This is a genomic window from Nocardiopsis dassonvillei subsp. dassonvillei DSM 43111, from assembly GCF_000092985.1.
GTDB classification, from domain to species: domain Bacteria; phylum Actinomycetota; class Actinomycetes; order Streptosporangiales; family Streptosporangiaceae; genus Nocardiopsis; species Nocardiopsis dassonvillei.
Window position 1 is genome coordinate 743,348 of sequence record NC_014211.1, and the last position, 12,880, is coordinate 756,227.

Consider the following 12,880-nt stretch of genomic DNA (forward strand, 5'->3'; position numbering starts at 1 on the left):
GGGCGCGGCGTGTGTGGGCGCGGTAGCGGAGGGCGCGTCGGCGGAGGAGCGCTGCGGACCGCGACGCGGCGGAGGGAAACCGCGTCCGTGGAGGACGCGGCGGGCGAGGGCCCGGCGGGGGCAGGACCAGCCGGGCCGGGACGCGGCCCCCGGGGCCGGGAAGAGGGAGGCAGGCGTGGCGGAGCAGGGTTCCGTGCCGGGCGCGCGGCGTTCGGGGCGGCGCCGCCCGGTGGACGTGGACGCCCTCGCCGAGGGGGTCCTGGCCGGGCACCGGCCCACCCTCGCGCGGGCGATCACCCTCGTGGAGTCCCGCCGCCCGGACCACGCGCGCGCCGCGCAGGAACTGCTGGTGCGGCTGCTGCCGCACACCGGCGGGGCCCGCCGGGTGGGGATCACCGGGGTCCCCGGCGTCGGCAAGTCCACGTTCGTCGACGCGCTGGGCACCCGGCTGACCAAGGCCGGGCACCGGGTGGCGGTGCTGGCCGTGGACCCCTCCTCCACGCGCACCGGAGGCAGCATCCTGGGTGACAAGACCCGGATGGAGCGCCTGGCGGTGGACCCCGACGCGTTCATCCGGCCCTCGCCCACGGCGGGGACCCTGGGCGGCGTCGCCCGGGCCACGCGGGAGACCATGCTGCTCATGGAGGCGGCCGGGTTCGACGTGGTCCTGGTGGAGACGGTGGGCGTCGGCCAGTCCGAGGTCGCGGTCGCCGCCATGGTGGACTGCTTCTGCTTCCTCACGCTGGCCCGCACGGGCGACCAGCTCCAGGGCATCAAGAAGGGCGTGCTGGAGCTGGTGGACGTGGTCGCCGTCAACAAGGCCGACGGACCGCACGCCGACGACGCGCGCAAGGCGGCCCGCGAGCTGTCGCGGGCGCTGCGGCTGCTCCAGCCGGTGCACCCGGACTGGCGTCCGCCGGTACTCACGTGCAGCGGTCTGACCGGCGACGGGCTCGACGAGGTGTGGGACGCCGTGACCCGGCACCGCGCGGTGCTGGAGAGCGACGGCGCGCTGGCCGAGCGCCGCAGCCGCCAGGGGGTCAGCTGGATGTGGGACCAGGTCCGCGACCAGCTCATGGACGCGTTCCTGCGCGATCCCCGGGTGGCCTCGCTCCTGCCCGGGACGGAGGAGCGGGTGCGGTCGGGGGAGACCACGGCGACCCTCGCCGCGCGCACGCTGCTGGACTCCTTCACCCGGGGCCGCGGGGTCCGTCCGACGGGTGAACCCGGAGGCGGCGCGGGGCCGGAGCGCGGCACGGAGCCCTCCCGGGAGCCGGGTTCGTCCGACGGGTGAACGCCGGGGAGGCGCGGTGCCGGGGCGCCGTCCGCCTCCCCCGGCCGGGACGCGGGTTTCGTCCATCGGGTGAACGTCCCGTGACGGCGGCGCCGCCGTGCAGCGTTGCCCGGGTGTCCATGGCACATCCCATGTCATGAAATGTCCCGGGGACAACGGTAGATAACGGGCGCTCACCGCCGAGTTCGTGCCCAGGAGGCGAAAATTTCTTCCGGTATGCCATTCCCGAACGGGCGGTTCGCTTATACCGTGTGTGTCCAACGACTTACCAGGCTCGCGGACGTACCATACGCTCCCCCCTGACGTCGGACCGGCTCTGTGGGAGTGGCGCCGGTCCGGGTGGGCGTGGTCCGCCGGTCTGCGTATGGTTAAGCGAAGGGACCCCTCACCATCTCAACGTGGGGCCGGGAGGAGTGAACGTGCACAGGCTTGGGCTGAGCACGCGGGTGGAGAGCCGCAGTGTCATCGTCGCGATCGAGGGAGAACTCGACATCGCGACCGCCGCCGACCTCCAGGAACACATCCAGTCCGCCGTCGAGGACCACGGTCCTTGGCTGATCCTGGACCTGTCCGCTCTGGACTTCATGGACTCCAGCGGTCTGAACGTCATCATCAACGCCTACAGAACCGTCCGTGAACTGGGCGGATCACTGGCGCTGGCCGCTCTGAACGAACGCGTCACCAAGGTCGTCCGCCTGGTCGGCCTGCACCGCCAGGTCCCGGTCCACCAGACCGTGGCCACCGCCGTCGCCGCCATGGAGGCACTGGAGGCCAAGCGCCAGGCCGGATAGCCTCCGGGCGTATGGGTCCAGTCCTTCCCCCGAGTCCCGTGGACATCTCCTGGGACCACAACAGCCACTACCACGAACACCTCCTCCGCCACGTGCCCCCGCACTGCACCCGAGCGCTCGACGTCGGGTGCGGCGGCGGTAGGTTCGCCAGGGTCCTGGCCTCCCGCGGGATCGCCGTCGACGCGATCGACCCCGAACCGCGGATGGTCTCCATGGCCCGCGAACGCACGCCCGCCCGGTTGCCGGTCCACTACCGCGTGGCCGCGCTGGAGGAGACGGAGCCGCCTCCCGGGGGGTACGGGTTCGTCAGCTCGATCGCCAGCGTCCACCACATGCCGTTCGGGCCCTCGCTCGAACGGATGGCCGCCGCCCTCGCCCCCGGCGGCACGCTGGCCGTCCTCGGCCTGTACGCCGAGAGGGGCGCCGCCGACGTCGCGACCGGCCTGGCCGCACTGGGCCCGCAGTGGGTGGTCGGCGCCGGTCTGCGGCTGGGCCGCGCGCTCACCGGCACGCCGAACCCGCACGAGGTGGGACCCACCGCCGAGATGCCGGTGCGCGACCCGGAGATGGGTCTGCGCGAGATCGCGGAGGAGGCCGGTGAGGTGCTGCCCGGCGCACGTCTGCGGCGGCTGCTGTTCTGGCGCTACTCCCTGGTCTACACGCGACCGGCCTGACCCCTTTCGAGGTCAGGCCGGTCGCTTCGTGTCGTACCGGTCGTGCCGGCAGTGTCGGTCGTGCCGCTGCGCGGTCCGGTGCGCCGGAGATCAGTCTCCGCCACCGCCGCCGCCGTCACCGGAGGAGGAGCCTCCCCCGCCGTCGGAGGAGGGACCCGCGCCGCCGCCGAAACCCCCGCTGTTGCCCGGACTCCAGCCGGTGCCGCCCCCGGGTTCACCGGACGGGGGCTGGTGGACCTCCGGTCCGGGGTGACCGGCGGGCCCCGGGTGACCTGCGGGCCCGCCGCCGGGGTGACCGTACCCGTGCCCGGGACGGTCGTGCTCGGGCGGCGCCGGGTGGGCCTGCCCGAACCCGTACGGCTGGCCGGGTGCGGGCGGTGCGAACGCCTGCCCGGCCGTGGGACCCGCGGTCGCCGGATCGGCGGCGCGGGCGGCGGCGGACTTGGAGCGGACCAGGGCCACGGCGAGCGTGACCAGCGCTCCGGTGACCAGGAGCCCGTACAGGAGCTCCACGATGACGCTCGTCAGCCCGGTGACCGTCATGACCGCTTCGAAGGACAGGTCCACGACCCCGAGGGCGAAGGAGACCACCGAGCTCGCGACCTGGACGAGCGCGGCGGCGGTGAGCAGCGCCCCCACGGTCCGGACGGCGCCGGGGAAGGGCGATCCCTTCGCGCGGACGAAGGCGGTGATCCCCACCGCGAGGAGGAGGAGCGTGCCGAGGCCGTAGAGGAGCGGACCCAGGGTCGGGGGAAGGGAGGACATCGGAGGACTCCTCGTGTCAGCGGGTCGGGAAGGGCCGCGGACCGGGGTGGTGGCCGGGCGGCGGTGGCGGAGCGGTCGTCCGGGCCGTGAGGCGCTTCGCCGCGGCCAGCACCAGGGCGAGCAGGCCGCCGACGAAGAGCAGCGTGAACATCAGGTACAGGGCCGGGAGCACCGTGGTGTGCACCGCGATGTCCATGCCCGCGTACATGGGGGTGAAGGACCAGATCTGGACCGCCAGGTCGCCGAGGGCGCTGAGGACGATCAGGGCGCCGCCCGTCGCCACGAGCCCCCTGCGGCCGGAGGCCGCCACGCCGCTGAGGGCCAGCACGATGACGCCGAAGAGCAGGTAGAGGACCTCGAACAGCAGGGAGATGACGGAGGAGGCGGTGTAGAGGGGAGAGATCAGGTGCATCCGGGGCCTTTCCTGGGGGCACGGGCGGATCCAGACTCTCACGCCGGGCTGTTCGCCTGTTCAGCGCCGGTGCGAGGGGCCGTCGTCGCCCGCGTGGGACGGGGCGGCGGGACCGTCCGCGGCGGCGGCCGGGCGCCGCGGTCCGCGTATGTGTGATGAGACGACCGACCCGCCGCGGGAGTTTTCCACAGATCCCTTTCGGCTCTGGCGGCCCCCGCCTCCGGCGAGGAGCATGGGAAGCGGTGGCACAGCAGCCGGAGGTGACGTCGTGCTCGTGGTGGAACTGGATCGGATCGACGGGGTGGGGGCCGACCTGGTCGGCGGCAAGGCCGCCGGGCTGTCCGGGGCGATCTCGGCCGGAGAACGCGTGCCCCCGGGTTTCTGCGTCACCACCGAGGCCCACCGCTCCGGGAGGCTGCCGGAGGAGGAGGTGACCGCCGCCTACGAGGCCCTCGGCGGCGGCCGGGTGGCCGTACGGTCCAGCGCGACCGCGGAGGACCTGCCGGACGCCTCCTTCGCCGGACAGCAGGACACCTACCTCGACGTCGAGGGCGCCGACGACCTCCTCACGGCCGTCCGCCGGTGCTGGGACTCCCTGTGGACCGACCGCGCCGTCGCCTACCGGCGCGACCGGGGAATCGACGACGACGGGGTGCACATGGCCGTCGTCGTGCAGCGCATGGTCGATCCCCGGGCCGCGGGGGTGCTGTTCACCGCCAACCCGGTCACCGGCACACGGGGCGAGACCGTCCTGGACGCCGTCCCCGGCCTCGGGACCGCGGTGGTCGACGGCACGGTCCGGCCCGACCACTACGTCGTGGCCGCGGACGGCGGGACCGAGGGACCGGACGACGGGTGCCTGTCGCCGGAGGAGGTGACGGCGCTGCACGCCGCCGGGCAGCGGCTCCAGCGCCACTTCGGCTCACCGCAGGACGTCGAATGGGCCCTGGACCGCGACGGGACCCCCTGGATCCTCCAGTCCCGCCCGGTCACCACCCTCTTCCCGCTGCCCGACCACCACGACGACGGGCCCCGCGCCTACTTCGAGGTCGGCAACATGCAGGGCATGCTCCGCCCGTTCACCCCGATGGGCCTGTCCGTGCTGGGAATCGTCGCCTCCGCGTGGCTCGGCTCCCGGGGCACCGGCCCCGACGGCGGGGACGCGGTGGTGGCCGACGTGGCGGGCAGGTTCTACCTGGACCTCACCCCCTACCTGCGCAACCGCTGGATCCGCGGGTTGTTGCCGGACAGCATGGCCGTCTACGGCCCCCGGGCCGCGGCGGCCATCCGCTCCCTCCTGGACGACCCGCGGTTCGCCGCGCGCCCCGGCGGACGGATCGACCCGGTCAGGGTGGTCGGGGCCGTCGCGCGGGCGCTGCCGCTCACCGGCAGGGTCCTCGGGGACGCCGTGGCCGCGCTCGTCGACCCCGACGACGCCAGGAGGCGCTTCCTGCGGTCCGGCGCGGTGCTCCGGGCGCGTGCCACCCGCCCCCCGGAGCACGCGCTCACCTCCGCGCGACGTCTGCGGCACGCGACGCGGCTCCAGAACGAGGCGCTGACGGAGGGGATGGCCCCGATGATGGGGCCCCTGTGCGTCGCGGTCCTCTCCGTCAAGGCGCCCGAACTGCTGCTCAGGGGGATCGCCGAACCGGGCGAGGTGGCCGCCGTCCTCGGCGGGATGCCGCACAACGTCACCACGGAGATGGACCTGGCGCTGTGGCGACTGGCGGTCGGGGCGCGCGGGCACGGCGAGCTGTTCAGGGACACCCCGCCTGACGAACTGGCGTCCGGGTACCGGGCGGGAACGCTCCCCGACATCGGTCTCGACGTCTTCCTGGAGCGGTACGGGCACCGCGGAGCCGCCGAGGTCGACGTGGGCGTGCCCCGGTGGTCGGAGGACCCCGCGCCCCTGTTCGCGGCGATCGCCAACTACCTGCGGGTGAGCGACCCGGAACAGGAACCCGACCGGAGGTTCGCCCGGGCCGCCGCCGAGGCCGAACGCACACGGGACGCGCTGGTCCGCAGGGCGCTCGCCTCCCGGCCCGTCCGCGCGCGTCTGGCGTCGTTCTCCTTCGGCCGTGCGCGCGCCCTGGCCGGGATGCGGGAGTACCCCAAGTTCTCCTGGTTGTTCGCCATCGCCGAGACGCGTCGGCAGCTCCTCCTCGTCGGCGCCGAGATGGCCGGGGCGGGACGGCTGGACGCGCCCGACGACATCATGTTCCTCCGCATGCCGGAGGCACGCGCCCTGGTGGAGGGCGCGGACCAGCGCGCGCTCGTCGCCGAGCGCCACGCCGGGTACCTGCGTGAGCGCGGACGCCGCCGGGTGCCCCCGGTCCTGCTGTCCGACGGCACCGACGTGGAGGCGGCGCTGCCCGCCCCGACCTCCGGGCGGGACGGGGAACTCCTCGGCGTGCCCGCCTCCTCGGGAACCGCGACCGGGGTGGCGAGGGTGGTCCACGATCCGGCGGGGGCCACGCTGGAACCGGGGGAGATCCTGGTGGCCCAGAGCACGGATCCCGGATGGACACCGCTGTTCATGACCGCCGGAGGGCTGGTGGTGGAGACGGGGTCCACCATCGCGCACGGGCCGACGGTCGCCAGGGAGTACGGCATCCCCGCCGTGATCTGCGTTCCCCGGGCGACCGAGGTGATCCGGGACGGGCAGCGGATCACCGTCGACGGTGCCGCGGGCACGGTCCGCGTCGAGGGCGGGGAGAGACCGGAGGAGCCCAGACCGGTGGAGGGCTAGAAGCCGCCTCCGCCGCCGCCTCCGTCGGCCCCGCCGCCGTTGTGGCCGCCTCCGCCGCCGTCATGGTGGCCGCCCCCGCCGTCGAAAGCGTCGCCGCGATGGCCGGGATCGCCCGTTGCCGTGTGGGCGTTCGAAGCGTGCGCGGAGGAGCGGCCACCGCCGTACGGGGCGCCGCCCGGTCGTCCGCCCCGTGGTTCCGGCCGCTGCTCCGGTCGTCGCGGCACGGTTCCCCGGGGTGCGTGCCGCCGTCCCCGGGAGCTGATCACCGCGCACAGCAGCAGGACGAGCGCCACCGCGAGCAGCACGTGGACCCCGATGTCGAGGGCGAACAGCGCCGGGAACGGGACCGGCACCTCACCGTTCTCCACCAAGGACGGGAGGAAGAGGAACCGGAACCAGAGTTCCCGGGCCCCCTGGACGACGCTGAGGAGCGCGAGCAGGCCGCCTCCGGTGCGTACGAAGCCGCGCCCGCCGGGAGCCCTTTGGGCGAGGACCAGCGCCAGGACCCCCGCCAGCAGCGGGGGGAGCACGACGGTCAGCAGGGACAGGAGGAAACGCACCAGGTCGGGGCCCTGCTCGGTCATCGCCAGGCCTCCTCGTGCGGTCCGTCGAAGGGGGAGGATGACGGAGGGGGCGGTTCGGCCCGCGACGTCCTCCGGGTGGCGGCCAGGACCAGCAGGAGCATGCCCGCGCCGAGGAGGGCCGCGGACAGGTAGTACGACACGCTCGTGATCAGCGCGGTGGTCTCGGAGTCCGCCGCCTGTTCGCGCACCCAGGGGGAGAAGAGCTGGTCGAGCAGGGACAGGACGGAGGAGGCCAGCAGCGCCGCCGCGCCCAGTCCGGTGAGCGCGCGGCGCTCCGGCGCGGCGGCGAAGCAGCAGACCAGTGCGAAGAGGCCCACCAGCAGAAGGAGGAGAGGTCCGATCAGGTAGGGCAGGTGGAGGTTCACTGCGGTCCTCTTCGGTGGGGGAGTCGACGGGGCCGTGGCGCGGTGCTCGTGCGTGCCGCGAGGAGAACGTACCCGCCAGGGAGGCGTCCGAGGCGGCCACGGCCGCTTGTGGCCAGACAGGCCCGGGGGACCCGAACCCGACCCGCCCCGGCCGCGTCCCGGAGCACACACGCCAACCTCGTGCTGCGGGACGTGTTCGACCTGGACGTGCGGGTCGAGGAGGTCGCGGGCTCCCGGATCGGGGTGTACTACCGCTAGCCACGGGGACACCGGCACCCGCGGTCCCGACAGGTTCGGCCTCCGAGATGTACAGTCCGGTTCGTCCGCTCTTATCCTTGGGTCATGAACGCCCAGCCTCCGAAGCCCCCCGCGCGCACCGCTCCCCCCGGAGACCTCCGCGCCTCCCACGCCGACCGGGACGCGGTGGTGGAGCAACTGCGCGACGCGGCGGCCGAGGGGCGCATCGACCTCGATGAGCTGGATACGCGCCTGGAGCAGGCGCTGAATTCCAAGACGCACGCCGAGCTGGCCGTCCTGACCGCCGACCTGCCTCAGCCGCAGCTCCCCGAAAGCCGGCCGCCGCTGGTGGTCAAGGGCGGTATGCACGGCGCGTCCCTCGGCCCCGGGCGCTGGGAGGTGCCCGGGCACGTGATCGCCCACGGGGGCATAGCCGGGGTGAAGATCGACTTCAGCCGGGTCGAGTGCCGCCTCACGGAGGTCGTGGTGGAGGCCTACGGAGAGGCGGCCGGTGTCACGATCGTCATCCCCGACGGCTGGGCGGCGGACACCAGCGGCGTGGACCCCGGCATGGGCGGCCTCAAGGACAAGACGACCCCCGACCGGCTCGCGGGAACCCCGCTGATCCGGCTCAATGGGTCCGGCGGCATGGCGGGGGTCGTCATCCGCCACCCCAACCGCTGGGAACGGCGCAAGCTGAACAGCAACCCGAAGCAGGACTAGCCGCCCCGCCCGAGGTCGTCCGCACCCTGTCCTCCTCGAACGTGGACAACCCTGATCCGTCGCGGCCTCCTGAAGGGGTTCGGATGCGGGCCGCCCTCCGCCGAGGCAGGACCGCGGCCGGGTGGTGGGCCAGGCCCCCGGCGCTTGCTGTCGGCTCCGGGACGCCCCGGCCCGCCGTGCGCCCTTCGGGTCGTTGGTCCCATGTGCGCGGCGCGCCCCGGGGTAGTTCGCCGGTATGAACAGGAACCGCGACATCCCCCGTGCCCCCGGGCGGTTCGGCACCCTCATGGGCCGATTCAACATCTACGCCCAGAACAACCCGCGTCAGTTCGGCCTCCGCACAGCCCTGGGCGTCGGCGCCTTCAGCGTCTTCTCCGCCTCCCTGCTGTTCGGCCCCCTGTTGGTGGCCGAGGGCTTCGGTGGGCCGCTCCCCGTCATCGCGGGAGGCACCCTGGCCGGGGCGCTGGTCCTCACAGCGCTCGGCGGCTTCTTCTGCACGTGGATGACGCGCCGCATGGTCAAGGGCAGGCCGCTACCTGTGGACGCCGACCCGGCCAAGGCCTGGGCCGCGCACTGGCAGATCATGCGGGGCACCCTCCACCCGGACCCCGAGACCAACCGGCTCGGGCGCATCCTCGCCGACCAGAGCGACACCTCCAGGTCGCCGAAGTTCATGCTCGTCTTCGGCTGCTTCGTCGCCGTGCCCAACGTCGCCAATGCCCTGCTCATCTACGACAGCGAATCTCTGGTCGCCCTGATCAACCTGTTCATGGCAGGAACGCTGGTGGCCATGATCGCTGCCTTCGTCCCCCTGATGATGCGCCGCCAGCGCAGGGTCCGCCAGTTCCGTGAGACCTACGACCTCGCCGCCGCGGGCTCCTCCGGTACGCTCGGACGCGAGGACTGACCACGGCGCCCCTTCCCCCCTCACCCCCACGCTCCGTGACCGCTCCTCGCCCGGCGGCGCCCATCGGCTCCGCGCCGGGACAACACGGTGCGCAACAGCGCATCGAATCGGTTCGATAACGGACGGGACGGCACGGTGCGGATCTCCGATGTGGCCCGGCACGCTGGCGTGTCGCCGAGCACGGTCTCCTACGTCCTCAGCGGCAAGCGGTCGATCTCCGAGACCACCCGGCGGCGCGTGAGGGAGAGCATCGACGCCCTCGGCTACCAGCCGCACGCGGGCGCCCGCTCCCTGGCCAGCCGCCGCAGCAACGTGATCGCCCTGGTCATCCCGCTCCGCGGCGACGTCCACGTCCCCGTCGCGATGCGCTTCGCCGTCTCCGTGGTCACCGCCGCCCGCGCGCACGACCACGACGTCCTCCTGCTCACCCAGGGCGAGGGCCCCGACGGCCTGCGCCGGGTCTCGGGCAGCGCCATGGTGGACGGGGTCATCGTCATGGACGTGGAGGCCGACGACGCCCGCGTCCCCGTCCTGCGCGAACTGGGCCTGCCCTCGGTCCTCATCGGCGTCCCCGAGGACACCGAGGGCCTGACCTGCGTGGACCTCGACTTCGCCGCCGCCGGTGCTGCCTGCGTGCACCACCTCGCCGACCTCGGCCACACCGACCTCGCCTTCGTCGGACAGCCCCCCTCGGTGTACGAACGGCGCACCGGGTTCGCCGAGCGCACCACCACCGGCTTCGAACGCGCCGCCGCCGAGCGCGGCGTCCGCGCCACCCTGCACCCGTGCTCCCCCGACACCGCGCACGGCCTCGCGGAGGACCTGCTCCGCGAGCGGCCCGGCCTCACCGGCCTCATCGTGCACAACGAGCCCTCCGTCGGTCCGCTGCTCGAATCCTTCGCCGAGCACGGCCGCACCCCGCCCGAGCTGTCCGTGGTCGCCATCGGCCCGGTCCCGCCCGGCGCCCCGCCGCTGACCTCGGTGGACCTGCCCGCCGAGGAGGTCGGGGCCCGCGCGGTCGGTCTGCTCATGGACAAGATCGACGGCCCCGGGAACCCCGGGGTGACCCTGCTCGAACCCCGGCTCACCTCCCGGGAGAGCACCGCCCCGCGCGCCTGACCGCGCGCCACGCCCGACCGCGCTCCGCCCACGGCCGCGCTCCGCGCCCGAACGGGGAATGTGGCGGGGGACACCGGAAAAAGTGTCCCCGGGTCGTGGAATACCCACCCCCACCCTCCCGTTGTACGGGGTGCCGGAAGGTGCGGTAGAAAGTGTCCCCCGGGCTCCACTCAAAGCCTTCACGGAATACCGCGCCCGCAAGGGCGGCAGGAGCCGTGTTGTGCACCGCGCCGTGAGGCGACCGCCGCACCGTTCCGGTGTACGTGACGGCCCCGCAGGGCAACTGCCCTGCGGGGCCGTTTCACGTCCCGCGCCCGAAGGGGCGCCCCAAGGGGAACTCAGCCGCGCCGGGCCCTCTGGACGGCCTCGGCCAGCTCCTCCTTGTTCATCTTGGAGCGGTTCTCGATGTCCAGCTCCTTGGCCTCCTCGTAGAGGTCGCGCTGCCTGGGAACCCTGCCCTTGACGTCGAAGCGCTCCAGCTCCCGGGCGCGCCGCTCCCAGAACGCCCTGCCCAGCTCCTGGGCCCGCTTCTGGCTCACGGCCTCCCTGAGGCCGGGCAGGACGTCGCTCTCCTCCTCCTCGACGTGGTGCTTGACCGCGTCGACGAACTCCTTGCAGCGCTTGTCGAACTCCTTGCTCTTCGGGTCGCACTCCTTCAGCTTCCGGAGCAGCTCCTCGGCCTCCTGGTGCTCCTCCGTGCCGTGGCGGACCTCCGGTCCCTCGCCAGCGGCCTTGGCGGCGGCCGGGTACACCTCGTCCTCCTCGGCGCGGCTGTGCGCGGTGAGGATCGCCTCGATCTCCTCCAGCAGGCGCGGCCGCTGGTCGGGCTCGGACTGGAGCCGGTCGAACAGCTCCTCCATCGTCCGGTGGTCCTTCAGGATCAGGGTGACGGCGTCCTCGGCCATGTTCTCCTCCGCTTCGGTGGTGGTGCTTCCGACCACCGCCACTACCCACGGGCCCGCTGTCCAGACACGGCGCCGACCGGTCACCGCCCCGGCCGCCGCCCCGCCCCGACCCGGGAAACAGCAGGGGCCGCGCCCCGCGCCCCGCGCGGAACACGGCCCGGATCCGGGAACGGAAGGTCAGCGCAGGCCGAACAGGTGCTCCATGGCGAGCTGGTCCAGGCGCTCGAAGTGGTAGCCCCGCTCACCGACCTCGGCCAGGTCGATCTCCTCGGCCAGCAGGTCGGACAGGGACTCGCCCTCGCCCAGCGTGGACTGGGACAGCTCGGGCACGCGCGAGGCCGCGAGCGACTCCACCACCTCGGGGTCGGCGCGGAACGCCCTGGCCTTCTCCTTGAGGATGAGGTAGTTGCGCATGCAGGCCGCGGCCGACTCCCACACGCCGCTCATGTCCTCGGTGCGCGGCGTCTTGAAGTCGAAGTGCAGCGGGCCGTCGTAGCCCGCGCTCTCCAGCAGGTCCACCAGGAAGAACGCCTCCTTGACGTCGCCCGAGCCGAAGCGCAGGTCCTGGTCGTACTTGATCCCGCGCTGGCCGTTGAGGTCGATGTGGAAGAGCTTGCCCGCCCACAGGGCCTGCGCGACGCCGTGCGCGAAGTTCAGCCCGGCCATCTGCTCGTGGCCGACCTCCGGGTTGACCCCCACCATCTCGGGGTGCTCCAGCTCGTTGATGAAGGCCAGGGCGTGCCCCACCGTGGGCAGCAGGATGTCGCCGCGCGGCTCGTTGGGCTTGGGCTCCAGGGCGAAGCGCAGGTCGTGGCCCTGCTCGCGCACGTAGCCGCACAGGATGTCGAAGGCCTCGCGCAGCCGGTCCAGGGCGGCGTGGTCGTTCTTGCCCGCCTCGGTCTCGGCGCCGTCCATGCCTCCCCAGCACACGTAGGTCTCGGCGCCCAGCGACACGGCCAGCTCGATGTTGCGGATGACCTTGCGGATGGCGTACCGGCGCACGTCGCGGCTGTTGGAGGTGAACCCGCCGTCGCGGAACACCGGGTCCGAGAACAGGTTGGTGGTCGCCATCGGCACCTTGAGCCCGGTCTCGTCCAGGGCCGCGCGGAACCGCTTGAGGATGTCCTCGCGCTCGGTGTCGGAGCTGCCGGGCGGGATGAGGTCGTCGTCGTGGAAGGTGATCCCGTGCGCGCCGAGGTCGGCGAGGCGGCGGACGGCGTCCACCGGGTCGAGCGCCGGGCGGACGGGGTCGCCGAAGGTGTTCACCCCGCGCCACCCCACGGTCCACAGACCGAAGGTGAACCTGTCCGCGGGCACGGGCTGGTAGCTGCTCATGTCGTGTCTCCTGAGGTAGG

14 protein-coding genes are annotated in these 12,880 nt (G+C 73.4%); 8 read left to right on the top strand and 6 right to left on the bottom strand.

All coding sequences use genetic code 11. The features are described 5' to 3' along the window. Nucleotides 1-175 precede the first annotated feature (175 nt). The 3 genes from meaB to NDAS_RS27460 all read left to right on the top strand — a co-directional run bounded on the left by meaB (nucleotide 176) and on the right by NDAS_RS27460 (nucleotide 2,759). The gene (gene meaB / locus NDAS_RS27450; protein ID WP_013156532.1) at nucleotides 176-1,294 is read left to right on the top strand and encodes a methylmalonyl Co-A mutase-associated GTPase MeaB; all 1,119 of its coding nucleotides are present in this window, start codon (nucleotides 176-178) and stop codon (nucleotides 1,292-1,294) included. 419 nt (nucleotides 1,295-1,713) lie between these two features. After that, the gene (locus NDAS_RS27455) at nucleotides 1,714-2,085 is read left to right on the top strand and encodes an STAS domain-containing protein (protein WP_013156533.1); all 372 of its coding nucleotides are present in this window, start codon (nucleotides 1,714-1,716) and stop codon (nucleotides 2,083-2,085) included. 38 nt (nucleotides 2,086-2,123) lie between these two features. After that, complete coding sequence (locus tag NDAS_RS27460; protein ID WP_013156534.1) at nucleotides 2,124-2,759, top strand: class I SAM-dependent methyltransferase; 636 nt, start codon at nucleotides 2,124-2,126, stop codon at nucleotides 2,757-2,759. 90 nt (nucleotides 2,760-2,849) lie between these two features. Here NDAS_RS27460 and NDAS_RS27465 read toward each other — a convergent pair whose 3' ends face one another. Together NDAS_RS27465 and NDAS_RS27470 are read right to left on the bottom strand one after the other, a co-directional pair. Then, nucleotides 2,850-3,524: a hypothetical protein gene (locus tag NDAS_RS27465; RefSeq protein WP_013156535.1), complete on the bottom strand. Its 675-nt coding sequence runs from the start codon at nucleotides 3,522-3,524 to the stop codon at nucleotides 2,850-2,852. 16 nt (nucleotides 3,525-3,540) lie between these two features. Continuing rightward, entirely contained in the window at nucleotides 3,541-3,936 is a 396-nt protein-coding gene (locus NDAS_RS27470) for a hypothetical protein (RefSeq protein WP_013156536.1), read from the bottom strand. Between the two features lie 268 nt (nucleotides 3,937-4,204). On the opposite strand from NDAS_RS27470, the gene NDAS_RS27475 reads away from it, so the two are divergent. Next, nucleotides 4,205-6,685 (top strand): PEP/pyruvate-binding domain-containing protein, encoded by a 2,481-nt coding sequence (locus NDAS_RS27475; protein WP_013156537.1) that lies wholly within the window; start codon nucleotides 4,205-4,207, stop codon nucleotides 6,683-6,685. Here NDAS_RS27475 and NDAS_RS29105 read toward each other — a convergent pair. Continuing rightward, nucleotides 6,682-7,269 carry a hypothetical protein gene (locus tag NDAS_RS29105; RefSeq protein ID WP_013156538.1) on the bottom strand — a complete coding sequence of 196 codons (588 nt, stop codon included), beginning with the start codon at nucleotides 7,267-7,269 and terminating at the stop codon, nucleotides 6,682-6,684. The two genes, NDAS_RS27475 and NDAS_RS29105, sit on opposite strands and share 4 nt — an antisense overlap. Beyond that, nucleotides 7,266-7,634: a hypothetical protein gene (locus NDAS_RS27485; RefSeq protein ID WP_013156539.1), complete on the bottom strand. Its 369-nt coding sequence runs from the start codon at nucleotides 7,632-7,634 to the stop codon at nucleotides 7,266-7,268. The genes NDAS_RS29105 and NDAS_RS27485 overlap by 4 nt, the downstream gene beginning before the upstream one ends. A 108-nt stretch (nucleotides 7,635-7,742) precedes the next feature. On the opposite strand from NDAS_RS27485, the gene NDAS_RS29060 reads away from it, so the two are divergent. The 4 genes from NDAS_RS29060 (at nucleotide 7,743) to NDAS_RS27500 (ending at nucleotide 10,620) form a co-directional block, all read left to right on the top strand. Next, on the top strand, nucleotides 7,743-7,892 hold the full coding sequence (locus NDAS_RS29060) for a hypothetical protein (protein ID WP_013156540.1): 150 nt from the start codon (nucleotides 7,743-7,745) through the stop codon (nucleotides 7,890-7,892). An 84-nt stretch (nucleotides 7,893-7,976) separates the two neighbouring features. Beyond that, a complete protein-coding gene (locus NDAS_RS27490; protein WP_013156541.1) occupies nucleotides 7,977-8,594 on the top strand; it encodes a DUF1707 SHOCT-like domain-containing protein in 618 nt (205 codons plus the stop codon). Between the two features lie 235 nt (nucleotides 8,595-8,829). After that, on the top strand, nucleotides 8,830-9,501 hold the full coding sequence (locus NDAS_RS27495) for a hypothetical protein (protein ID WP_013156542.1): 672 nt from the start codon (nucleotides 8,830-8,832) through the stop codon (nucleotides 9,499-9,501). A 135-nt stretch (nucleotides 9,502-9,636) separates the two neighbouring features. Continuing rightward, a complete protein-coding gene (locus NDAS_RS27500) occupies nucleotides 9,637-10,620 on the top strand; it encodes a LacI family DNA-binding transcriptional regulator (RefSeq protein ID WP_013156543.1) in 984 nt (327 codons plus the stop codon). A gap of 338 nt (nucleotides 10,621-10,958) precedes the next feature. Here NDAS_RS27500 and NDAS_RS27505 read toward each other — a convergent pair whose 3' ends face one another. After that, nucleotides 10,959-11,561: a hemerythrin domain-containing protein gene (locus NDAS_RS27505; protein ID WP_232051620.1), complete on the bottom strand. Its 603-nt coding sequence runs from the start codon at nucleotides 11,559-11,561 to the stop codon at nucleotides 10,959-10,961. A 141-nt stretch (nucleotides 11,562-11,702) separates the two neighbouring features. Then, nucleotides 11,703-12,860 carry a xylose isomerase gene (gene xylA, locus NDAS_RS27510; RefSeq protein ID WP_013156545.1) on the bottom strand — a complete coding sequence of 386 codons (1,158 nt, stop codon included), beginning with the start codon at nucleotides 12,858-12,860 and terminating at the stop codon, nucleotides 11,703-11,705. Nucleotides 12,861-12,880: the final 20 nt, after the last annotated feature.

Excerpts from the sequence above, each read along its gene's own strand:
- xylA (WP_013156545.1), bottom strand. The coding sequence starts at position 12,860 with ATGAGCAGCTACCAGCCCGTGCCCGCGGACAGGTTCACCTTCGGTCTG.
- NDAS_RS27470 (WP_013156536.1), bottom strand. The coding sequence starts at position 3,936 with ATGCACCTGATCTCTCCCCTCTACACCGCCTCCTCCGTCATCTCCCTG.
- NDAS_RS27490 (WP_013156541.1), top strand. The coding sequence starts at position 7,977 with ATGAACGCCCAGCCTCCGAAGCCCCCCGCGCGCACCGCTCCCCCCGGA.
- NDAS_RS27495 (WP_013156542.1), top strand. The coding sequence starts at position 8,830 with ATGAACAGGAACCGCGACATCCCCCGTGCCCCCGGGCGGTTCGGCACC.
- NDAS_RS27465 (WP_013156535.1), bottom strand. The coding sequence starts at position 3,524 with ATGTCCTCCCTTCCCCCGACCCTGGGTCCGCTCCTCTACGGCCTCGGC.
- NDAS_RS29105 (WP_013156538.1), bottom strand. The coding sequence starts at position 7,269 with ATGACCGAGCAGGGCCCCGACCTGGTGCGTTTCCTCCTGTCCCTGCTG.